Here is a 23,099-nt window from a genome sequence, read left to right as displayed (position 1 = left end):
AGGTCACCGCCGAGCGGTTGCGGCACCGGCGAATTCGGCGACCAGATCTGCCAGCCGGTCCGGCTGATCGATCATCGAGTAGGTGCGCGCGCCGTCGATGAGTTCGAAGCGGGAGTTGGTCAGCGTACTTGCGAGACCCCTACCGTCCTCGACGGGAAAGAACAGATCGTCGGCGGACCAGGTGACCAGAGCCGGCTTGGTGAACGCGTGAAGTCGCGACCCCGCATCCAGGGAGGTCTGCTGGTTGAGCGACTTGGTGAGCAGGCGGAGGTCCTCGGCGACGCCGGCATCCCGCAGCGCGGGCCTGACCCACTCACGCACCAGGTCATGGATATCGCGGTGCGCCAGCTTTCCGTAGGCGTAATGACGAACCGCGCGCAGCCGCATCGGTTGTAGCGCAACACGGAAGGTGATGGCGGTCTTCGCAGCCACAATGAACGGATTGATGATGGGCGGCGGGAAATGCTCGAAGGCATCGCAACTGGTCAGCACCAGCGCCCCCAGCCGGTCCGGGTGGTTGACCGCGACCAGCTGGCTGATCAGGCCTCCGGTGTCATTGCCGACCAACACCACGTCCTCGAGGCCGAGTGCGCCCATGAATGCGTCGACCATGGCGGCGATCCCGGGCAGGGTTCTGTCAGCGCCGGACCGCAACGCCGTCGGATGCGCGCCGAGCGGCCAATTCGGGGCGATGCAGCGGAGACCTCGCGCTGCCAGGCGGGCGCTCAGTGGCCCCCATAGCGAGGCACCCATGGCGTAGCCGTGGACGAACAGCACCGGGCGGCCATCCTGCGGGCCCGCGGTGTCGTAGTGGATTGTTCCGGCGTCAATGTCAACGGTGGGCATTGGAAGCTCCTAACATAGTTACGTGCAACCTGCCGATAACTTACCGACAGCCTGTACGGAAATCAAGCGTCGGACGCAAGCCGAGCGTTCCGCCGCCACCCGTGCTGCCCTGATGAGCGCGGCCCGCAGACTGTGGGGTGCGCGTGGCTACGCGGCCGTGGGGACCCCCGAGATCGCGGAGGCCGCCGGCGTGACCCGGGGCGCGATGTACCACCAATTCCCGGACAAGGCAGCGCTTTTTTTGGCTGTCGTGGAGTCCGTGGAAGCCGACGTGATGGCGCGACTCGGCGAAGCGGTGGCCGCCTCCGCGGCAACCACCCCCGCCGCCGCGCTACGGGCGGCCGCGGAAAACTGGCTGGTGGTCGCCGAGGATCCCGAGGTGCGCCAGCTCGTCCTGCTCGATGCCCCCAACGTCCTGGGTTGGGACGGCTTTCGCGACGTGGCCCAGCGCTACAGCCTGGGCATGACCGAGCAGCTGCTCAGCGAAGCGATGAGGGCCGGACAACTCTCGCACCAGCCGGTCCGCGCGCTCGCCCACGTGTTGATCGGCGCGCTCGACGAAGCAGCGATGGTGATCGCGACAGCCGACGACCCCGAGCAGACGCGCGCCGACGTGAGCCTCGTCATTCAGCGACTACTCGACGCCATGCTCACCGAGGGCTGATCAGGAGCGTCAGGCGCTCAGCGAATGAATTTCTCCAGGTAGGCGCGATGGTCCGCGGACAGCCGCACCAGCTTCTGCTCGTCGATGCTGAACGTGGCCAACTGCGTCTCAGCGATCACGGCAGGCCGTGAATCCGGGGCCGCGTGCACCGAGCGCACCTCGTAGCCGATGGTGAAGTCCACCGTGCGCAGCCGAGACACCCACATCGTCACCTGCAACGGTGAGTCGGTCAGCCGCAGTTGTCCCTTGTAGGCGACTTTGACCTCGGCGATCAGCAGGCCGACGCTAGTGATGTCGACTGCGAACGCCGGCGACAGGAAGGGCACTCGCGCCTCTTCGAGCATCGTGACCATGGTCGCGTGGTTCACGTGCTGGTACATGTCGATGTCCGACCAGCGCACCGGAACCGCTGCCACAAAGCCCACCGGCTCTCCGGTGGATTCTGCTGCCGGACTCATGACGCCGCGCCGCGCGTCATGCTGCGGATCTGCCGCGCCGCCACCGACAGGGTCGCCAGATCCCGTTGGTCGGATTCGTAGATCTGGGTCAGCGTGCGCCGCGCCCGCTCCACGCGTGAGGCGTTGGTCGACTCCCATTCGGTGATTTTCTGCATCCCGTCCTCGTCCGGTTCTCCGACCGCCAGCACGTCCAGGCACAGCGACCGCACCGAATTGTAGATGTCGTCACGGATCGCCAACCGCGCCAAGGCATGCCAGCGGTCGTCGCGCGGGAGCTGGGCGACCGCGGTCAGCAGCCCGTCGGTGCCCAACCGATCCATCAGCGCGAAGTAGGTGTCGGCGACCTCGTCGGCGTCGCGTTCGGTGATGTCGGCGACGTCGATGATGTCGAGCAGGCTGTAACGGTAGAGGCCCAGGGCGACGTCGGAAGCCAGGCCGTGCGGCACGCCCTGCGCCTCGAACTCGCCGATGTGTTTGGCGACGATGTCGGCGTCGTCGCCGCGCAGCCATTCCGACATCCGCGGTGACAGCGCGGCGACCTGCTCGGCGAACCGATTGATCTCGGCGCCCACCGCCAGCGGCTGGGGGCGGTAGTTGAGCAGCCACCGGCCGGCCCGGTCGATGAGCCGCCGCAGGTCCAGCGTCATCCGGTCGGTCACCGCGACCGGCAGACCGTCCTGCTCACCGGCAGCGCGGATCCGGTGCCACAGGTCGCCGACCCCGAAGATGGCATCGGTCGCGACATAGGCGCGCACCGCGTCGATCAGCTCGACGCCCGCGTCCTCGGTGATCCGGAAGGCGTAGGTGATGCCCGCGGTGTCCACCACGTCGTTGATCAGCATGGTGGTGACGATTTCGCGGCGCAGTTGATGCTGGCGGATCTCGGGGCCGAAGCGCTGTTGCAGTACCTGCGGGAAGTACTGCGGCAGCCGGGCGGCGAACACATCCTGTTCGGGTAGGTCGGTGGCCAGCACCGCCGCTTTCAGCGTCAGCTTGACGTGTGCCATCAGGGTGGCCAATTCCGGTGAGGCCAGACCCAGTCCGGCCTCGGCGCGCCGGGCGATCTCCTTCTCCGAGGGCAGCGCCTCCAGGGCACGGTTGAGCCCGCGGTCGGCCACCAGGTGGCGGATCTGGTCGGCGTGCACCGGCAGCAGGCTCGCGGCGTTGGCCCGGCTGGTGCCCATCAGATCGTTCTGGGCGGTGTTGTCCGCCAAGACCAGTGCGCTGACTTCGTCGGTCATCGACGCCAGCAACTCCGGCCGGTCGGCGGCGTCGACCTTGCCGACGGTCACCAGGGCGTCAATCAGGATCTTGATGTTGACCTCGTGGTCGGAGCAGTCGACGCCGGCGGAGTTGTCCAGGGCATCGGTGTTGATACGGCCCCCGGCAAGGTCGAACTCGACACGGCCCAGCGGCGTGACGCCGAGGTTTCCGCCTTCGCCGATCACCTTGGCGCGCACCTGGTTTCCATTGACCCGGACCTGATCGTTGGCACGGTCGCCCACTTCGGCGTCGGATTCGGATTCGGCTTTGACGTAGGTGCCGATGCCGCCGTTGAACAGCAGGTCCACGGGCGCCCGCAGGATCGCCCGGATCAGCACCGGCGGGGTGAGCTCGGTGACGTCCTCATCGAGGCCCAGCACGGCGGCGACCTGCGGACTGACCGGCACCGACTTCAGGTCCCGTGCGTAGACGCCGCCTCCAGCGCTGATCAGCGACTTGTCGTAGTCGTCCCAACTTGATCGGGGCAGGTCGAACATCCGCTGACGCTCCGCGAAGGACCGGGCGGGATCGGGGTCGGGATCGAGGAAGATGTGCCGATGGTCGAAAGCTGCCAGCAGCCGGATGTGTTCGCTGCGCAGCATGCCGTTGCCGAACACGTCGCCGCTCATGTCTCCGACCCCGACGACGCTGAAATCCTGGGTCTGGGTATCGATGCCCATCTCCCGGAAGTGCCGCTTGACCGACTCCCAGGCACCCTTGGCGGTGATGCCCATCTCCTTGTGGTCGTAGCCGACCGACCCGCCGGACGCGAACGCGTCACCCAGCCAGTAGCCGTAGGACTGCGCCACGCCGTTGGCGATGTCGGAGAAGCTGGCGGTTCCCTTGTCGGCGGCCACCACCAGGTACGCGTCGTCGCCGTCGCGGCGCACGACCTGCGGCGGCGCGCTGACCGCGCCGGTGGCGTGGTCGACGTTGTCAGTGACGTCGAGCAGCCCAGAGATGAACAGCGTGTAGCAGGCGATCCCTTCGTCGCGGGCCGCCTCCCGGTCGGCTACCGGGTTACCGGTGGGGGTCGGCGGGTGTTTGACCACGAACCCGCCTTTGGCCCCTGTCGGGACGATGACGGCGTTCTTGACCTCTTGGGCCTTGACCAGCCCGAGGATCTCGGTGCGGTAGTCCTCGCGGCGGTCCGACCAGCGCAGCCCGCCGCGCGAGACGAAACCGAACCGCAGGTGCACGCCCTCGACCCGGGGTGAGTAGACGAAGATCTCGAACTTCGGCCGGGGCAGCGGCAACTCGTCGATCAGGCCGGCATCCAGCTTGAGCGCCAGCACGTTACGTGCGCGAGCCGAATCGTCGCGGGTGACAAAGTAATTGGTGCGCAGGGTGGCTTGAATCAGGGAGGCGAACGCACGCAGCACCCGGTCGGTGTCCAGGCTCACCACCGCGTCGATGCCCGCCGCGACCTCAGCGGCGGCCGCCTGCGCGTCCCGGTTGCGCTGCGTGCGCGACGGATCGAAGAGCGCCTCGAACAGTGCCACCAGGGCCCGCGCGATGCTCGGATAGTCGTTGAGCACCGAGGCGATGTGGTTCTCGCTGTAGGGGAATCGGGCCTGGCGCAGGTATTTGGCGTAGCCGCGCAGCACCACCACCTGTTGCCAGTTCAGTCCGGCGCGCAGCACCAGCTCGTTGAATCGGTCGGGCTCGACGCGGCCCTCCCAGATCGCGGTGACGCCGTCGGCGAATCGTTGTTCGGCGTCGACGCGCTCGGCGCCGCTCGCCGGGATCTCGATGGTGGGGTGTGCGGACACCTTGAACTTGTAGATCCACACCTGCAGGCCGTCGGCGCGGGTGACGGTGAACGGCCGCTCTTCGAGGACCGCCACTCCCATGCACTGCAGCATCGGCAGCAGGTGGCTCAGCGACGCACCGTGCCCGCCGAGAAACCAGGCCAACTGACTTCCGGTGACCTCGCCGTAGTCGGAGAACACCAATTTCACTGAGTCGGCGGTCAATCGCTCGATGATCGCGATGTCGCCGACCGCCTCCGCCGGAGTGACGGCCTGCTTGTAGATCTCGTCGAAGGCGACCGCATAGTGTTCGGCCACCTCGGCGTCAATGGAGTCTTGCGCCGCCGTCTCGAGCAGTCGGTCCCCCCAGGTGCGGGTGGCCTCGGCCAGCAGCGCCTGGATCCGGACCCGGTTGGCCTCGCCGGTGTCGACCGGCCGGGCATCGGGATCGTCGGACATCCGGACCATGAAATGCAGCAGCGCCCAGGGCGCTTCGCTGACACGGGCGCTGTACTCCAGCCCTACCCCACCGAACTCCTGGATCAGGATGTCCTCCATGTGCAACCGCACCGGGGTCGTGTAGCGATCGCGCGGCAGGTACACCAGGCAGGACACGAAGCGACCGGTCCGGTCGCCGCGCAGGAACAGCAGGGTTCCGCGCCGCGCACCCAGGTCGGACACCGCCATCGCCATGTTCAGCAACTGCTGGGCATCGATCGCGAAAAGCTCTGACCGCGGGACGGTTTGGATGATGTCGAGCAGCAGCTGCCCGGGGTGGCCGGGCTCCTGCTCCGCCAACGCCAGGGCGTGGCGGACGGTGTGCGAGATGACCGGGATCTCGAAGACGTCGGCGTTCATCGCTCCGGCGGTGAACAGCCCGACGAAACGGTGCGCGACGATGCTGTCGCCGGTGTCCTCGCGTATCACCACCACATAGGTGTGCGAACTGAACCGCATGTAGCTGGGCACGGTGGCTTGCGCCAAGGTCAGCAGATTATTGCCGGTGAGCCTGGGCCGCAAGGACTTACGCAGGCGCAAAACGCCCAGCCGGGCGGCGTCTTCGATGTGAACCTGCCCGTCGCGCACCACGCCGCTCTGGTAACCCAGCAGCACAAAGCGCCCGTCGGCCAGCCACTGCAGCAGAGCGGCGACATCGTGGCGGTCCGGTGCGGTGTAGTGGCCCTGCGCATTGGCTTCGACGTCGGCGGCAAGCTCGTTGAGCGCTTCGCGCATCGCCGCGGAATCGATGGCGACCTGACGGACGTCGGCCATGACATCGGGCAGCAGGCGTTCGGTCTCGGCGAGGGTGTTGCGGTTGACCGTGGGTGAGAGCTGGACGTGAATCCAGGCCTCGGCCCCCGCGGAGCCGTCGGCGGATCTCGGTTCCACCGAGCGCAGTTCCCCGGCCGCATCGCGCTGCACGGTGAACACCGGCGTCATGATCCCGACGTAGGCCACCCCAAGCCGGTGCAGCAGCACCGCCACCGAGTCCATCAGCATGCCGCCGTGCTCGGTGACCACCTGCAGCGCCGGCCCGAACCCGGCCGGATCGTCGGCGGGATACACCGCAACCCGGGTCTCACCGGCACGCCGGTCCTGCGCCAGCCGGGCGTGCGCGGCCAGTAGCGCCGGCGTCACGACAGCGGTGGCGGCGGCCCGGCTCGCCGGATCGGTGCCACCCGACGGTTCGTCGTCGACCAAAGAGTCGCTGTGCGACCCACGATAAGTCTCGACGTAGGCGGTCGAGACCCAGGCAGGAATGCCTTGCGGCTCAGAGGGATCGGGAAATGTTGTCCACGCGGTCGCTTCCTTGGTGGACTTCGTCATCCCACCCCTCCCGACTGTGTGTCAGCTCCGGCAGCACGGCTACCGGACTCACATTAGTCGCGGGTGAGCCTGCGGTGGGTCACTCGATGCGGACGCGCCGCTTCGGCACCGAGTCGCTGCACCTTGTTCTCCTCGTAGGCACCGAAGTTGCCCTCGAACCAGAACCACTTGGCCTCGTTGTCGTCGTCACCCTCCCACGCCAGGATGTGGGTGCAGGTGCGGTCGAGGAACCAGCGGTCGTGGCTGATGACCACGGCGCAGCCGGGGAACTGCTCGAGGGCGTTCTCCAGTGAGCCGAGTGTTTCGACATCCAGGTCGTTGGTCGGTTCGTCGAGCAGGATCAGGTTGCCGCCCTGCTTGAGGGTCAACGCCAGATTCAGCCGGTTGCGCTCACCACCGGAGAGCACGCCCGCGGGCTTCTGCTGATCGGGGCCCTTGAAACCGAACGCCGAAACGTAGGCCCGGGACGGGATCTCGGTCTGCCCGACCTCGATGTAGTCCAAGCCGTCAGAGACCACTTCCCAGACCGTCTTCTTCGGGTCGATGCCGGCGCGGTTCTGGTCGACGTAGCTCAACTTGACCGTCTCGCCTACCTTGACCGTGCCGCTGTCCGGCTCTTCCAGACCGACGATCGTCTTGAACAGCGTCGTCTTGCCGACGCCGTTGGGGCCGATCACGCCGACGATGCCGTTGCGCGGCAGCGTGAACGACAGGTCCTTGATCAGCTGGCGCGACTCAAAACCCTTGTCCAGGTGTTCCACCTCGACGACGGTGTTGCCCAACCGCGGGCCGACCGGGATCTGGATTTCCTCGAAGTCAAGCTTGCGGGTCTTCTCCGCCTCGACAACCATTTCCTCGTAGCGCTGCAGGCGGGCCTTGTTCTTGGCTTGGCGGGCCTTGGCACCCGAGCGCACCCAGGCGAGTTCGTCCTTGAGCCGCTTCTGCAGCTTCTGGTCCTTCTTGCCCTGCACCTCGAGGCGGTCGGCCTTCTTCTCCAGGTAGGTGGAGTAGTTGCCCTCGTAGGGGTAGGCGCGGCCGCGGTCGAGCTCCAGGATCCACTCGGCGACGTTGTCGAGGAAGTAACGGTCGTGGGTGACCGCGAGGATGGCGCCCGGGTAGGAGGCCAGGTGCTGCTCGAGCCACAGCACGCTCTCGGCGTCGAGGTGGTTGGTCGGCTCGTCCAGGAGCAGCAGGTCAGGCTTGCTCAGCAGCAGCTTGCACAGCGCCACCCGCCGGCGCTCGCCACCGGAGAGGTGGGTGACGGGCTCGTCGGCCGGCGGGCAGCGCAGCGCGTCCATCGCCTGTTCGAGCTGCGAGTCGATGTCCCAGGCGTCGGCGGCGTCAAGCTCCTCCTGCAGCTTGCCCATCTCCTCCATCAGCTCGTCGGTGTAGTCGGTGGCCATCAGCTCGGCGACCTCGTTGTACCGATTGAGCTTGGCCTTGATCGGCACACCCTCTTCGACGTTCTCCCGGACGGTCTTGGTCTCGTCCAGCGGCGGCTCCTGCAACAGGATGCCGACCGTGGCGCCGGGCGCCAGGAAAGCGTCGCCGTTGTTCGCCTTGTCCAGCCCAGCCATGATCCGCAGGACGCTGGACTTACCCGCACCGTTGGGGCCGACGACACCGATCTTGGCGCCGGGCAGGAAGTTCAGCGTGACGTCGTCGAGGATGACTTTGTCGCCGTGTGCTTTGCGCACCTTCTTCATCGTGTAGATGAACTCAGCCATGCCGGGGTGTCGCCTCCTGGTCTCGCGAATTTGCTCGCCAACCATCCTAGGGGGTGCCCCGGCACCACTGTCGGCTGCGCTCAGGCGGTAAGCGCCATCCCCTCATCGGCGTCGGTGTCGTCCTCGGCGGAATCCGGGTCGTCGGCCTCCTCGGCGTGGGCAGCAGCCGGCGGGATGTCCGGGCCGGCGGCGATGATCTTCTCCACCCGGGCCGCGCACCGGGCCAGATCGGGGCCCACCGCGGTGGCGCGCAGCTCCACCGACGAACGGCGGACCCCGTCCTTGTCCTCATACTCGCTGGTGAAGACGTGGCCGACCACGATCACCGGCAATCCCTTGCTCAGCGACGCGCCCACCCCGGTGACCAACCGGTCCCAGCAGTTGACCGTCACGAACAGCGAGTTGCCGGTCTCCCAACTGCCGTCGGCAGCACGCTTGCGTGAGTTGCTGGCGACCCGGAACTTGATCAGTTCGTACTCGCCCACCCGGCGCCGGATCGGGTCGTTGACGATGTTGCCGATCACGGTCAGCGTTGTCTCGAACATTAGATGTTTCCTTCCTGGTTGCGGCGGGCCTGACAAGCTCGCCGGTGCTGCACCCATTGGGCCGGGCGGGCCCGACAAAAAAGCCGGGCCGACCGGGCCACGCGAGGGCAGCTGTGGAAGAACAGCGCACTGGGGATAACCCGGGCGGTTACACCCGCGGCCTGCCGATGGTCACCGGCGCATTCCAATTCGAGAAGGTGATCGCCACGGCGTCGTCGTCGCCGGAGGCGAGCTTCAGCGCAACCAGGTGGTGGTCGCCGGTCTCCTCGATCCACACCGTGCACGCGGTCCGTTTGGTGGCCTGCAGTTGCGGCACGATCTTCTTCGCCGCGTCGGCCGATACCTCGCCGCTGATCCGCACGGTGTGTACGTCATCGATCGTCTCGCGCCCCTCGACCTCGGGATCGACGAAATCGGTCAGCAGGCCGGCCAGCCCGGTGTCGGGGCTCAGGATGCTGGCCGCGTCATAGAACTTGGCGGCCGGACCGTAGTCGACCCAGCGGCCGTTCCCCTGCGACACGTAGAAGTCGCCGCCGAACACGACGAACGCGACATAGGCCGGCGCGCCCCGGTAGGCGATCTTGGCGTAGCCCTTCGCCGCCGGGTCGGGCTGCTGGGTCACGTCCCCGTCGAGCGCTGTGACCGGCATGTTCTCGATGCTGCCGGTCACCGCCAGCGACAGGCGCACGCTGTCGAGCTCCGCAGTGGTGGCGCTGGACTCCTTGAGGATCGCCGCGGCGTCCGGCAGGGGCTCGCTGGACTTCTTCGGCGAAGTGGGCGACGGCGCCACCGTGGATGCTTGTGCCGACGAGGTTGGCGGCGTGGTCGCAACGACGGTTGACGACGCATCCGCCGGGACCGTTGGGGAGTCGGATGAGCAACCGGCGACCAGGGCAGCGGCGACGCTGACCACGGTCAGGACGCCCGGGAGCCTGCGCATGCCCGCCATCGTAGAGGCCACCGCCCCGCCTGGCAGCTCTTGCGGTGCCAACGAGAAGTGGGCGCGCGGTTGGTATACGTTGCTTGCGGTGGATACCAAAGGCCGGTCCGGCAGCGGTGAACACACGAGCCGCAGCACATGGGCACGCGACGACATCCGGGTCTCGGATCCGGCGGCCATGCAGCGCTCGATCGCGGGCACGGCCGTCGGCAACTTCATGGAGTGGTACGACTTCGGGATCTACGGCTTCCTGGCCACCACCATCGCGCAGGTTTTCTACCCCAGTGACAGTTCCAGCGCGGTGGGCCTGATCGCCACCTTCGGCACGCTGGCGGCAGCTTTCGCGGTGCGGCCGTTCGGCGGCATCGTCTTCGGCGCGCTCGGAGACCGCATCGGCCGTAAGCGGGTCTTGGTCATGACCGTCACCCTGATGGCGGTGGGCACCACGATCACGGGGTTGCTGCCCTCGTACGAGACGATCGGCGTGTGGGCCCCGATCCTGCTGATCGTCACCAAGATCTTGCAGGGGTTCTCCACCGGTGGCGAATACGTCGGGGCCATGACCTACGTCAGCGAACACGCCCCAGACCGCAGCCGCGGCGCGCTGACGGGGTATCTACCGCTGGGCACACTCGGCGGCTACATCACGGGCGCCGCGGTGGTGACCGTGCTCAAAACCCAACTGCCGGTCTCGGACATGCTGCACTGGGGTTGGCGAGTCCCGTTCCTACTCGGCGTGCCGCTGGCCATGGTGACGCTGTACATGCGGCTGCGCATCGACGAGTCACCGGCCTTTGAAGAGCTCGAGCAGCTCAGCGAACAACCCGCCACCGGCCACAGCAACGGGTGGCTGCAGTTCAAGCAGACCGTCACCGGGCAGCGCAAGGGTCTGCTGATCTGCATGGGCCTGGTGTTGGCCGAGAACGTCACCAACTACATGCTCACCGGGTATCTGCCCACGTACTTCAAACAGGTCGGTCGCATCAGCGGCAGCCGCGGACTGACGATGATCGTGGTGGCACTGGTGTTCATGCTGGTCGCCGTGTTGCCGCTGGCGAAATTGTCCGACCGCATCGGCCGCAAACCGATTCTGTGGACCGGCAGCGCTCTACTGATCGTGGGGTCTGTTCCCGCCTTCCTGCTGATCCGCCAGGGCGGCAGCTACCCGCTGCGACTGCTCGGTGTGCTGCTCATCGGTGTCATGCTGCTGTGCTTCTACAGCACCACGCCGTCGACGCTGCCCGCGCTGTTCCCCACCAGGGTGCGCTATTTCGCGGTGGCGATCGGATTCAACATCTCGGTCTCGGTGTTCGGCGGCACCACTCCCCTGGTCGCCGAGACCCTGGTGTCGGGAACCGGCAACGTGATGTTGCCGGCCTACCTCTTGATGGGCGCGGGCGTCATCGGCGCAATCACGGTGTGGTTCACCCCGGAGACGGCCGGTAAACGCCTGCCCGGATCGGGGCCGTCGGTGGCCACCGAGCAAGAGGCCGAGGCCATCGCCGAAGCGGGGCTGCACGAATAGGCCAGCACTAGCCCGAGGATCGATGTTGACGGCGCTTACTTCGACCCCTATCCTGACGTAAGCACTGTTAACATTACTCACGTCCGGAGTGTGCGATGCCCGCCACCATCTTTACGCCCTTACGCCTGGCCAACGGCTCCGTCGTCGAAAACCGCCTGGTCAAGGCCGCCATGGAAGAGAACATGGCGGTCGCCGGTCAACTGCCCGACGAGGCGATCTTCCGGCTCTACCGGCGGTGGAGCCAGGGCGGTGTCGGGCTGATCATCACCGGCAATGTGATGGTGCACGCCGAGGCGCTGACCGGACCGGCCGGCGTTGTGCTCGACTCGGAAACGCCGCTGGAGCCGTTCCGGCAGTGGGCGGCCGCAGCGAAAAGTGGCGGCTCACGGGTGTGGATGCAGATCAACCACCCCGGCCGACAGGTGATGGCCAATATGCCCGGTGTCGCATGGGGGCCCTCGGCCATCCGCGTGGATATCGGCCGCAACAGCACGCGGCTGGCCCAGCCCGTCGCGATGACCACCCAGCAGATCGACGCCACCGTCGCTCGCTTCGCCGAGACCGCTCGACGCGCAGAGCAGGCCGGGTTCGACGGAGTCGAGATCCACGCCGCCCACGGCTATCTGATTTCGCAGTTCCTCTCGCCTCTGTCGAACCAGCGCACCGATCAATGGGGCGGAACATTGGCGAACCGGGCGCGCCTGCTGCTCGACATCGTCGGCGCGGTCCGCTCGTCGGTGTCCCCCGCGTTCACGGTGGCGGTCAAGCTCAACTCGGCCGACTTTCAGCGTGGCGGCTTCGACGCCGACGACGCCGCGACGGTGATCGGGCTGCTGGCGCCGCTGGGGGTGGAGGTGGTCGAACTCTCCGGCGGCAGCTACGAAAGCCCCGCCATGACCGGTCAGGCCGCCGATGAGCGGACGCGGGCCCGCGAGGCGTATTTCCTCACCCTCGCCGAGGAACTGGCCCAGTCCAGTCCGCTGCCGCTGATGCTGACCGGCGGTATCGTCCGCAGATCGGTGGCCGACGAAGTCCTCGCCGGCGGTATCGACCTGGTCGGTATGGGAACCGCGCTGGCCGTGGACCCCGATCTGCCCAACAAATGGCGCGCGGGCACTGACGCCGCGGTCGAACTCAAACCGGTCCGCTTCAAGGACAAGGCGATCGCCTCAGCGGTAGCTCTGGCCCGCGTCCGCTACCAGCTGCGCCGCCTGGGAAAGGGCAGGCGGGCCCGGCCCGGCGTCCATCCGCTCACCGCATACGCCCTCGAAGCCGTATTGGGGCGCCGCGCGCTTCGCCATTACCGCAGCTGGCTGCAGGCACGCACCGCCGGCCCCCGCCTGGAGCACGGCGAATCGCTGGTGGTGCAGCCATGACCCCCGTCGACTCGTCCCCCAGCCCCTTCGTACCCCCTGCTGCCGCCGAGGCACTCGCGGGATTGAATATGCCGCTCGCCGAGGCGATGCGCTCACAGCGGGCGATCCGGCGGCTGCACTTCGACCCCGTCGACGAGGAACTACTGCGCGAAGTGCTTGCGCTCGCGCTCAAGGCTCCCACCAGTTCGAACAGCCAGGACTGGGCATTTGTCGTGGTCAACGATCCCGAGCAGAAGCGCCGCCTGGTGCGCAGCTACCAACGGGCGTTCAGGCTGTTCGGCTGGTTTGCCAGGCGCGCTGCCACCGATGAGCCGACGAGGCGCCAGTTGCGGGTGTCCGAGTGGCAGCGTGAGCATTACCACGAACTGCCCACCCTGGTGGTGGCCTGCTACCGGCGCACCCTCAAACACCAGCCTGTCGGGTGGCCGCAGATAAGGGTTTCGTCGTTCTACGGTTCGGTCTATCCGGCGGTGCAGAATCTGCTCCTGGCGTGCCGAGCCGTGGGCCTAGGCGCCTCACTGCAGACGCTGCCGTTGTGGTTGGTCCGTAGCACGCGCCGCGTGCTGGAGCTGCCGCCCGAGATGGTGCCGGTGTGCATCATCCCGATCGGTTGGGCTCGCGGGCGATACGGCCCGACCCAGCGTCCGCCGATCGAGGAAGTCGTGCACGTCGATCGATTCGGCCACCAGCCGTGGCGATCAGCCCAGGCCCACGAGATCGACGGAGCGGGCCCATAGCCCGTCGATGAGCTTGGGGTCGTGGGCTTGCCGATTCTCGCGGCCGTTGGCGCGGTGGCGGTCGAAATAGACGCCGTTGATCTCGGGGTCGGCGCCACGGTTGGCCAGTTCGATCAACGGCGTGGCCCCCTCGGCCGGGGTAATCGTCGCGAGGTGGCGCAGCGGAGTGCGGTAGAGCAGGCCGACAAACCAGGAGTCCCGCCCGAAGCTGGTCGCGACCGGACCGGGATGCACTGCCGCGGAGATGATTCCGTCGCCAACCCAGCGCTGGGCGATGCCGCGGGTGAACAAGATGTTCATCAGCTTGCTGGTCCCGTAGGCCCGCGTTTCGAAGGCACGCCGGCGCCGGTAGTCCAGGTCGTCGAGGTCGACGTGCCCGAACCGGTTTCCGACGCTGGAGGTGTTCAGCACCAGCGCGCCACCGGCGGCGGCCAGCCGATCGCGCAGCAGGTTGGTCAGCAGGAAGGGTGCGAGGTGGTTGATCCCGAAGTTGGGTTCATGCCCCTGGGCGGTACGCAGACCCGGGGCGAACGTTCCGCCCGCGTTGTTCAGCAAGACATCGATGGCGCCGACCTGTTCGCGGATCTGTTCCGCCAACGAGCGGACCTGGTCCAAATCGGCGAAATCAGCGGTCAGCGCGGTGGCACCGGCATCGGAGGCGACCGGCGCCAACTTCTGCGCCGAGCGGCCGACGACAACGAGGTTGACCTCCGGTCCAGCCAAGGCACGCGCTGCGACGGCACCGATGCCGTCACTGGCGCCGGTGATCACGATCGTTCGGGGTGAGGTCACTGCAAGGTCTCCTTCGATTTGTCACCGCAAAGGCCCAATGTTAGCGGCGCTTACCCGCGCTTGCTGCTAACGTTAGGAGCTCATGTAAGCGGCGTCAACACGGGGTAACCACAGATGTCAGCGTCCACCAAGACCTATCACCACGGCGACCTGCCCGGGACCCTGCTACGCGCGGCTATGGATCTCCTTGAGGAAAACGGCGCCACCGAACTGTCGCTGCGCGCCACTGCCCGACGCGCCGGCGTATCGACCGCGGCGCCCTACCGACATTTCGCCGACCGCAACGCTCTACTGTCGGCGATCGCCGCGGTGGGGTACCGCGAACTGGCCGCCGACCTGGCCGCGGCACATCCGGCGCCGAAGACGGCGGACGACCTCGCCGCAATCGCCATCGCCTACGTCCAGTTCGCGCTCGACCGACCCGGACTGTTCCGGGTGATGTTCACCGAGCAGTGCGACCCGAGCAACGCCGAGCGGGTGGATGCGGTCACCGCGATCCAGCAGTATCTGAATTCCATTGTGCAGCAAGTGTTTCCATCGACAGATCCGGAGGCGATGGCCACCGCCGTGTGGGGCTTGGTGCACGGCCTGGCCTTCCTGCATCTCGACGGCAAGCTCGACACCTCCTCGGCACAGGTCGTTGCCGACCGGGTGCGTGCGGCGGTACGCGCCGCGGCCGGTCAGATCACCTAGGCGGGTCGCGGCACCAGGCTCACCCGTCGCGACGGGCCATCTCGGCCAGCATCGCGTTGTAGGCGGCCAGCTCGGCGTCGTCATCACGGTCAGCGGCGCGGTCAAGCCGCTTGGCGGTGCGCCGGTCACTGCGATGCCACTGCACTAGCAGCGCGATCATCACCATGAGCAGGGGCAATTCGCCTGCCGACCAGGTGATGCCGCCGCCCAGGTGCTGGTCGCCGGCCAAGTCGGTGTGCCAGGACAGGCCCAGCGCACCGTAGAACCACTCGCCGAGCACCTTGTGCATCCCCATCAGGAAGACCCCGAAGAAGCCGTGCAGTGGCAGCGAGGCGAACACCACCGCCAGCTTGGCCAGCGGCGAGATGGGCCGTGGGGTGGGGTCCACGCCGATCACGACCCAATAGAAGAGGTAGCCGCTGAGGATGAAGTGGATATTCATCGCGAGGTGCCCCGCGTGACTGCCGGCTATCGAGTCGAACAGGCTGCTGAAATAGAGCCCGTAAAAGCCGACGACGAAGATCACCGCCGCGATGATCGGATTGGTGAGGACCCGCGAGACCCGGCTGTGCAGCGCGGCCAGCAGCCATTCCCGCATTCCGGGCGGCTCGCCGCGACCGGCCACCGGCAGCGCCCGTAGCGCCAGTGTGGTCGGCCCGCCCAGCACCAGCAGGATCGGCACCAGCATCGACAGCAGCATGTGCACGGCCATGTGCATGCTGAACATCGCCGGCATGTAGCGACCGGTGCCCGACGAGGTGGCGAACAGCAGGGTCAGACAGCCCAGCATCCAGGCGGTGGTGCGGCCCGCGGGCCAGGCGTCACCGCGGCGGCGCAGCCGCAGCACCCCGGCCAGATACACGCCGGCCAGGACTATCGCGGCGGTGCCGAAGACGACGTCATATCGCCAGTCGAACAGGATCCGGGCCACGGTCGGCGGGCCGGCGAAGTCGTAGCCGATCTTGACCATCGGGACCGACGGGTTGAGCACCGTCGGCGGGGGTGGCGGGGTGCGGCCCAGCCCCACTGCGACGCCGAAGGTCAGCGCGAAGACGACGGCCTCGGTCAGCGCCAGGCGGATCAGCGGGCCGCGTTTGTTCGGGTCTTCCTGCAGTGCGGCCACCCCGCGGCGCCGCTGCCAGGCACCGAGGGCGCCGAGCACACACAGGGCGACGAACTTGGCCACCACCAATTGGCCGTACGGCGTGGTCAACAGATCGGCGAGGGTCAGGCGAACCAGCGCGTTGAGCACTCCGGACAGGCCCATCGCCACGAAGCACCACAGCGCCACGGTGGAGAAGCGCCGTGCCGCCAGGGCGGCGTGTTCCCCGCCGCGGATCGCGTGGACCAGCAGCGCCAGCAGGCCGCCGGCCCACAGGCCCGCGGCGATCAGGTGGATGAGCAGGCTGTTGGTGGCCAGGTCGTGTGACCCGCCGGCGGCCGAATGCCCGGTCAACCCCAACGGGATCAAGGTCAGCAGCGATCCCGCCAGCAGCACCGGTGTCCAGGACCAGCGCAGCACGGGCAGGCTCGCCAGTGACACCAACGCGGCCACCAACGCGGTCCACCGCCAGGCCGACGCGGTGTCGACCAGCCCGGCGAACGACCAGGCCGTCGCCGGGTCGAGGAACTCCGACAACGGGTGCCCCGAGACATCGGAGATCGTCAACGGAACCAGCAGCGCGGCACACACCGCCCAGGCTCCCGCCGCCACGGTGCCCAACCGCAGCGCACGGTAACCGGCGACGTCAAGGACCCCGCTTTCCTGCGGCGGCACCAGGAACGCCGCGAGCAGAAACGATCCCACCGCCAATGCCGCGGCCATCTCGCCGGCCGCCCGCACGAACGGCAGTCCCAGCGTGGTCACCGGGCCCGGGTCGGGCAGGCCGGTCGCGGTCAGGGCATCGGCCAACGACAGCGCCCCGATCCCGGCGGCGATGCACCCGGCGAGGATCGCCAACCCGGCCAGCATCGGCACCAAGATCGCCGCGCGGCCGCGGGTCGCCGAAGTAGCCGTCATGGCTCCCAGCGTATGGTGCGCGCCCACCGCGCCGCATACCAGGCGGGCGACGTTGTGGCCTGCCCCGCTAGCGGCTCATACCCCGCCAATGCCGTCGCACCTCCATGTCCCGGGCGGCAAACGCCTCCCGGGCGATGCGGGCGATGTGGTCGGAGTCCTGCAGGATCCCCCGCAGTTCAGATCGGAACGCTTTGCGCCGCCCCGCCAGATCCGGCGCGGGCTCCAGCAGGCCCTGATCGGCGACCACCTGACAGGCCGTCGCAAACAGCAGGGTGGACACCGATTCGCTGCTGCGAACGCGTCCCTGCGCCACGTACTGGCGGCCGACCCCCAAGGCCAACTGCGTCAGTTCGTTCTCGCCGATGTCGACCGGTGCGTCGCAGAGCACATCGGCAACGATCGCGTAGGACTCGAAGAACACCCGCAGCATGACGTCGGAGGTCACTGGAGTCTTCTCCGAGAGAATGCCGTCGATCTCGGCGCCACCGGCGCCGACCCGGGCCTGCCAGTCACCGAACCAGGACATCTCCTCGGCGATGTTGTCGCGGAACGACGCGGAGTCGGCGAAGTAGAAGTCGAACTTGAGCAGGTCGCGCAGCCGCATCGCCTGCGTCCAGAACGCGTCCAGCCGATCGCCCTCGCCGCGGCCGGCGTGCGCCAGGGCCAGCTCGACGATCGAGGTCTCTAGGAAGGCGTGGATCACCGAGTTGCGGTAGAACGACGCGGCGTGCTCGTCTTCGGGGGCGATCCGCCACACCGACTCGCGCCCGCCGTCGACCCGGGTGACCGGGTGCCCGTTGGACAACGCATCCACCGCAGCGCGGACCCCGTCGCGGCTGCGCAGCCGCAACCCGCTGGTGGAGATCGGAGTCTGCTTGCGTTCCAGGTAATCCAGGCCGGCCTGCAGCGAATGGTGGATCTGATCCAGCGTCAATGCCAGCCCGTGCGTGGTCAGCAGCAACGCCGACACCAGGCCGGTCGCGCTGATCGGGGTGACGCGCTGGATCCGCCAGGCCACCTCGATGGCCATCTTCTGCATGGCCAGCCGCTTGGCGTCCGGATCGGTCGCCGTCTGACTGTCGGGGGCGCCGAGGTACTGGCGCATCGATACGGCCTCGGGGAAACGCACGTAAATCTTGCCGTAGTTGCGTTCGCCCTGCGCCTTGATGAAGCGGTAGAGCCAGCGAATCCCCTCGGGGGTCTTCTCCCCGCCCCGGGCGTAGGCGGCGTACTCATCGGTCTCGTGCAGCTGGTCGAAACTGATCGAAACACCCTGCAGGAGAACATCTTCAGTACGGTCGTCCAGGTAGGCGTCGGCGACGTAGGTCATCAGCCCAAGCTTGGGGGGCAGCATCTTGCCGGTACGCGACCGGGTGCCCTCGATGGACCAGCTCAGGTTGAACCGTTTCTCCATCACATAGCCGACGTACTCCTTGAGCACGTATTTGTAGAGCGGGTTGTTGCCGATGCCGCGGCGGATGAAGATGACGCCGGAGCGGCGCAGCAACGGCCCCATCAATCCGAACGACAGATTGATACCGGCGAAGACGTGGACCGGCGGCAGCCGGTTCTCCTGCATCGCCACCGGCATGACCGCGCCGTCGATGTAGGACCGGTGGGAGAACAGCAGCACCGCCGGGTGGTTCTCCAAGGCAGTGCGCAATGCGGCGACCTGATACTCGTCGTAGTCGATCTCGGGGTCGAAGCCGCGGCTGAGCATCCGGGTCAAGACGGCGACCATGTCCACCGAGACCCGACTCCAGCCGGTGGACAGCTCGTCGAGCATCTTGCCGGCTTCGTCGACGGTGGCGCCCGGAATAGCTTCCAGTCCTTCGCGGAATCGGGTGGACGCCAAGATCTCCGGTTTCACCAGCCGCGGGGACTTGTACTGCGGGCCCAGGATCCGGTTCTCGGCGCGCTCCAGCGCCAGCACTGCTCGGCGCGTGACGAAATGCGCGAAGTCCCGCGGGTTCTCACCGACAGTGTTCTCACTCCACTGGCTGCGCAGGTCGGCGACGCTGGCCGGCTCACCCACCACGACGCGGGCCAGCGACGACTCGGTACGCAGGATCTGGCGCTGTTGGCGTTCGCTGGGCCGATACGGATTGCGGCCGGGCAGCAAGGCGGCCACCCGCTTCAGAGCGGAGGCTTCGGCGCGAGGCATCCAGAAGACCCGCACCGGCAGGATCGACCGCCGCTCGTCGCGTTCGAGGTGCCCGACCAGCCGAGCCATCGCGCCGGGCGAGCGCTGCGACGGGTCGAGCTCCAGCAGTTCGATGCGGTCGCCGCGGCGGCCGTCCCGGTACCGTTCCAGCCACTCGTGAACGAGGTCGGCCTCCATCGGCGACGACACGTAGGCCAAGACCAGGGTGTCGGCGGATGCCGTGGAGCCGGAGGGGTCAGTGGCCGGTGATGTCGTCACTGCTCCCCCTTCGGGGCCGGCGGCTTCTTGGCCGGGGCATTCTTGGCGACGGCCTTCTTGGCCGGCGCCTTTTTGGCGGCAATCTTTTTGGCCGGGGCCTTCTTGGCGGGGGCCTTCTTGGCCGGCGCCTTCTTGGCCGCGGGCTTGGGCGAGAAGGCCGGCAACTCGTCGACCGGCCAGTCGGCCAGGGTGTCCAGGTACAGCTGGCGGACCTCCGCGATCCGCTCGGGCAGCGTGTCGACCGTCCAGTCCTCGACCGAAATCGCCGGGAACACCGCGACGTCGACGGTGCCCGGGTGAGCGCTCATCGAGTCCCGGGCGGCGACCACCTCGGCGTTGCGGATGATCACCGGCACGATCGGTATGCCGGCCGCCATTGCGAGCCGGAACGGACCCTTCTTGAACGGGCCCACCCCGGTGGTGTCCACCCGGGTCCCTTCGGGCGCGATCACCACCGACAAACCGCGCTTGGCGCGTTCTTCGACCTGTTGTAGAGACTCCACGGCCGCTGCCGCGTCGTCCCGGTCGATGAACACCATCTCGGTCAGCTTTCCCAGCGGACCGGCGATCGGGTCTCTCTCCAGTTCGCGTTTGCCGACGCTGATCCAGTTGTCACGCACGAGCGAGGCGGTGATCACCGGGTCGACCTGATTGCGGTGGTTGAAGATGAACACCGCCGGCCGGGTTGCGGTGAGGTTCTCTTTGCCGATCACGTTGAGCCGCACGCCATTGAGGCCCAACAGCACCTGCGGGAACAGTGCGGTGAAGAAGTTGACGCCTCGGCGCCGGCTGCCGCTCAGCAGGCCCAGTCCGATCGCGCCGGCGCCCACCGGGACGATCGAGCTGAGGCCGGCCAGGTTCCGCAGTTGGCCGACGACCCCGCTGCCGCGGCTGCTGAACTGCAGGATCGGCCAGCCGCGCTTGCGGGCGACCGAGGCCATCTTGCCCTCGGGGTTCGTCGGTCGCGGATTGCCCACCAGATGCATCAGCGCGACGTCCTCGTCCCCGTCGGCGTAGAAGTAGCTGTCCTGCAGGTCGATGTCGTGTTCGGCGGCGAATTTCTGCACCGCGGCGGCCTTGCCCGGCCCCCACAGGATCGGTTCGACTACCTCGCCGGTGAGCACACCGTCCTCGTCGGTGACGAAGGCATTGGTGAGGGTGTTGGTGATGCCCAGGAAACGGGCCACCGGCTCGACTTGGATGGTCAGCGCCGAAGAGCTCAGCACCACGGTGTGCCCGCGCGCCTGGTGGGCCCGCACCACTTCGCGCATTTCGGGGTAGATGCGTTTGGCGATCTTCTGGACGAACAGCCGCTCACCGATCTCGTCGAGATCACTGATGGAACGGCCACGCAGTGCCGAGGACGCGGTGTTGATGAGCTCCTCGAACTCGATGCGGCCGAGCTGATGGTTGAGCCCGGCCTGGATCATCCCGAACAGCTCCCCCAGCCCCATGTCGCGGCTGCGGAACCGCTCCCGGGTGAGAATCACGGCGGTGAAGCCGGCCACCAGGGTGCCGTCGAGATCGAAGAACGCGCCGATCTTGGGACCGGGCGGGCTCGCCGCGATCTCGGCCACCGATCCGGGCAGCCGCATGTCGCGCGGCGGCCGAGACTTTTCGTCGTCGGTCATGACTCGCCACCGGCGGTGAAGGAGGCCGGCACGCAACGCGGCGCGGGATCCCCGGCGAGCGCCAACACTTCGTCGAAGCCCTCCACCAGGCATGTGGTGAACAGCCTCTCGTCGCGGACGGCTGCGCGGTCGTAGCGGACCGTGATAGTGCACTCACCGCCCCGCGAGATCAGCACCACCATCATTGCGACGCCCGGCAACGGGCCGATTCCGTAGTGCCGCAGCACCTTCGCGCCCGCGATGTAGGTTTCTCCGGGATAGAACGCCACATTGCTGGCCTGCACGTCAGCACTGACCACCGACTCGGTCATCTTCTCCAGAACCGGCGACGGAAAGACGCTCAGCAGCGGCGCGATGGAGCCGAGCACATCCATCGCCGGCTCGTCCCGGCGCTGGGTCATCTGAGACCGAATCCGCTTGATCCGCTCTACCGGGTCGGCGACTCCGACCGGGGCCGCTAGGTTCACCCCGGTGAACCGGTTGCCGCCGGCGGGATCGGCGTCGGCGCGCAGGTTCACCGGGATCGCCATCGGCAGTGTCGCGATCGGTACCCCCAGCGCCCGGTGGTAGCGCCCCAGCGCGCCGGACACGGCAGCCAGGTAGGCGTCGTTGATGGATCCACCGCCGGCCTTGGCGGCCCGATGCAGATCCGACAGCCGCACGTCGATCGCCTGGGTCCGGCTGGCCAGGCTGCGCCGGCGCAGCAGTGGCGAGGGTTCGGCGGCCTGACTCATCACCCGCGCACCCGACCGGGCGTAGGTGATGGCGCCGGTCACCGCCGACAGCGGGTCGCGCACGGTGCGGGCCGCCATCGACAGCGCCCCCAACACCACATCGCGGGTGCCGCCGAGCATCGCGATCGGCAGGTGGTTGATGCCGTCGCGCATCAGGTCGCCTGCCGACAAGTCCTGCGGTACCGGTTGCGGCGGCATCGACCGCGCCGGTGGATCGCGCTCCAGGTCATAGATCCGGCCGAACATCGCAGCACCGCCGACGCCGTCGGTGACCGCGTGGCTCAGATGCATCAAGGTGGCGGCGCGGCCCTCGGCCAGCCCTTCCACCAGGGTCGCCGACCACAGCGGGCGCTGGATGTCCATCGGTGATTGCAGGGCCACCTCGGCCAGATCGAGCACCTCACGCAGGCCGCCGGGCTCGGGCACCCGGACCCGCCGGACATGGAAATCGAGGTTGAAGTCGGGGTCTACCACCCACCGCGGCGCAGCCGTCGGCAGCGTGGGCACCACTACCTTCTGGCGCAACCGCAGCACTTTCCGCGAGACGTTCTCGAACAGACTCCGGAACCGGTCCCAGTCCGGGGTGGTGTCGAGCAGCTCCAGGCCCATGATCCCCGAGCGGGTACGCGGATTGGCCTCCCCGCGGTGCAACAGGTAGTCGAGAGCACCGAGCTCGGTGGGCAAGCCGTCGGCGTCCACGAGGTCACCCACGCCGAGCTCCCCACGCTGCAGCAATGCCGCGACCTGCTCGGCGCACCGAGGCTGTCACCACAGACCACTCCTGATTCACAGACGTCACGAGCACCATTCAACGCTAATCGCTTGCCCCCGGCGACAGGTGTCGATTGGCCCAGATCGAATGCCTGCCCACAAATCGAAATACCGTGTTGGCCGGTTGAATTGGAAACCGGCGGTTTAGCGAGGTTCGACGAAGGAGAGCCGAAGCTGGAACCGCCGCATCAGCCCGGCGGTTTAGCGAGGTTCGACGAAGGAGAGCCGAAGCTGGAACCGCCACATCAGCCCGGCGGTTTAGCGAGGTTCGACGAAGGAGAGCCGAAGCTGGAACCGCCACATCAGCCCCGCGGTTTAGCGAGGTTCGACGAAGGAGAGCCGAAGCTGGAACCGCCGCATCAGCCCCGCGGTTTAGC

At 67.6% G+C, this 23,099-nt stretch carries 16 protein-coding genes; 5 read left to right on the top strand and 11 right to left on the bottom strand.

The genetic code is table 11. The features are described 5' to 3' along the window. Positions 1–3 precede the first annotated feature (3 nt). Positions 4–846: an alpha/beta fold hydrolase gene (locus tag MJO54_RS07905; protein WP_046284339.1), complete on the bottom strand. Its 843-nt coding sequence runs from the start codon at positions 844–846 to the stop codon at positions 4–6. A gap of 112 nt (positions 847–958) precedes the next feature. Between MJO54_RS07905 and MJO54_RS07900 the strand changes: the two genes are divergently transcribed. Beyond that, entirely contained in the window at positions 959–1,510 is a 552-nt protein-coding gene (locus tag MJO54_RS07900) for a TetR/AcrR family transcriptional regulator (protein WP_046284338.1), read from the top strand. Positions 1,511–1,527: 17 nt separating this feature from the next. Here the strand turns inward: MJO54_RS07900 and MJO54_RS07895 are convergent, their stop codons facing one another. The 5 genes from MJO54_RS07895 to MJO54_RS07875 form a co-directional block, all read right to left on the bottom strand. Then, positions 1,528–1,968: an acyl-CoA thioesterase gene (locus tag MJO54_RS07895; protein WP_046284337.1), complete on the bottom strand. Its 441-nt coding sequence runs from the start codon at positions 1,966–1,968 to the stop codon at positions 1,528–1,530. After that, entirely contained in the window at positions 1,965–6,809 is a 4,845-nt protein-coding gene (locus MJO54_RS07890) for an NAD-glutamate dehydrogenase (protein WP_046284336.1), read from the bottom strand. Before MJO54_RS07890 ends, MJO54_RS07895 begins: the two co-directional genes overlap by 4 nt. Positions 6,810–6,862: 53 nt before the next feature. Next, positions 6,863–8,536, bottom strand: a complete 1,674-nt coding sequence (gene ettA, locus MJO54_RS07885) for an energy-dependent translational throttle protein EttA (RefSeq protein ID WP_064888941.1) — start codon at positions 8,534–8,536, stop codon at positions 6,863–6,865. A gap of 80 nt (positions 8,537–8,616) precedes the next feature. After that, positions 8,617–9,081: a single-stranded DNA-binding protein gene (locus MJO54_RS07880; protein ID WP_240175775.1), complete on the bottom strand. Its 465-nt coding sequence runs from the start codon at positions 9,079–9,081 to the stop codon at positions 8,617–8,619. A gap of 148 nt (positions 9,082–9,229) precedes the next feature. Next, on the bottom strand, positions 9,230–10,021 hold the full coding sequence (locus MJO54_RS07875; protein ID WP_192830596.1) for an LppX_LprAFG lipoprotein: 792 nt from the start codon (positions 10,019–10,021) through the stop codon (positions 9,230–9,232). Between the two features lie 178 nt (positions 10,022–10,199). Here MJO54_RS07875 and MJO54_RS07870 point away from each other — a divergent pair, with 178 nt between their 5' ends. The 3 genes from MJO54_RS07870 (at position 10,200) to MJO54_RS07860 (ending at position 13,659) form a co-directional block, all read left to right on the top strand. Continuing rightward, entirely contained in the window at positions 10,200–11,546 is a 1,347-nt protein-coding gene (locus tag MJO54_RS07870) for an MFS transporter (RefSeq protein WP_046284877.1), read from the top strand. 95 nt (positions 11,547–11,641) lie between these two features. Further along, a complete protein-coding gene (locus tag MJO54_RS07865; RefSeq protein ID WP_046284876.1) occupies positions 11,642–12,922 on the top strand; it encodes an NADH:flavin oxidoreductase/NADH oxidase family protein in 1,281 nt (426 codons plus the stop codon). Then, positions 12,919–13,659, top strand: a complete 741-nt coding sequence (locus MJO54_RS07860; protein WP_046284875.1) for a nitroreductase family protein — start codon at positions 12,919–12,921, stop codon at positions 13,657–13,659. Before MJO54_RS07865 ends, MJO54_RS07860 begins: the two co-directional genes overlap by 4 nt. On the opposite strand, the gene MJO54_RS07855 is transcribed toward MJO54_RS07860, so the two are convergent. Beyond that, positions 13,621–14,451: an SDR family NAD(P)-dependent oxidoreductase gene (locus MJO54_RS07855; RefSeq protein WP_046284874.1), complete on the bottom strand. Its 831-nt coding sequence runs from the start codon at positions 14,449–14,451 to the stop codon at positions 13,621–13,623. The two genes, MJO54_RS07860 and MJO54_RS07855, sit on opposite strands and share 39 nt — an antisense overlap. Positions 14,452–14,565: 114 nt before the next feature. On the opposite strand from MJO54_RS07855, the gene MJO54_RS07850 reads away from it, so the two are divergent. Then, a complete protein-coding gene (locus tag MJO54_RS07850; RefSeq protein ID WP_046284873.1) occupies positions 14,566–15,144 on the top strand; it encodes a TetR/AcrR family transcriptional regulator in 579 nt (192 codons plus the stop codon). 19 nt (positions 15,145–15,163) lie between these two features. On the opposite strand, the gene MJO54_RS07845 is transcribed toward MJO54_RS07850, so the two are convergent. The 4 genes from MJO54_RS07845 to MJO54_RS07830 all read right to left on the bottom strand — a co-directional run bounded on the left by MJO54_RS07845 (position 15,164) and on the right by MJO54_RS07830 (position 22,662). Then, on the bottom strand, positions 15,164–17,164 hold the full coding sequence (locus MJO54_RS07845) for a bifunctional copper resistance protein CopD/cytochrome c oxidase assembly protein (RefSeq protein ID WP_046284880.1): 2,001 nt from the start codon (positions 17,162–17,164) through the stop codon (positions 15,164–15,166). Between the two features lie 67 nt (positions 17,165–17,231). Beyond that, complete coding sequence (locus MJO54_RS07840) at positions 17,232–19,586, bottom strand: glycerol-3-phosphate 1-O-acyltransferase (RefSeq protein WP_240175774.1); 2,355 nt, start codon at positions 19,584–19,586, stop codon at positions 17,232–17,234. Then, the gene (locus tag MJO54_RS07835; protein ID WP_046284871.1) at positions 19,583–21,217 is read right to left on the bottom strand and encodes an HAD-IB family hydrolase/lysophospholipid acyltransferase family protein; all 1,635 of its coding nucleotides are present in this window, start codon (positions 21,215–21,217) and stop codon (positions 19,583–19,585) included. Before MJO54_RS07835 ends, MJO54_RS07840 begins: the two co-directional genes overlap by 4 nt. After that, the gene (locus MJO54_RS07830) at positions 21,214–22,662 is read right to left on the bottom strand and encodes a wax ester/triacylglycerol synthase family O-acyltransferase (protein WP_046284870.1); all 1,449 of its coding nucleotides are present in this window, start codon (positions 22,660–22,662) and stop codon (positions 21,214–21,216) included. Before MJO54_RS07830 ends, MJO54_RS07835 begins: the two co-directional genes overlap by 4 nt. Positions 22,663–23,099 lie beyond the last annotated feature (437 nt).

It is taken from the genome of Mycolicibacter virginiensis, from assembly GCF_022374935.2.
Taxonomy (GTDB): Bacteria; Actinomycetota; Actinomycetes; order Mycobacteriales; family Mycobacteriaceae; genus Mycobacterium; species Mycobacterium virginiense.
Note: the sequence above shows the minus strand (reverse complement) of the source record. Positions and strands in the feature narration are given on the sequence as shown.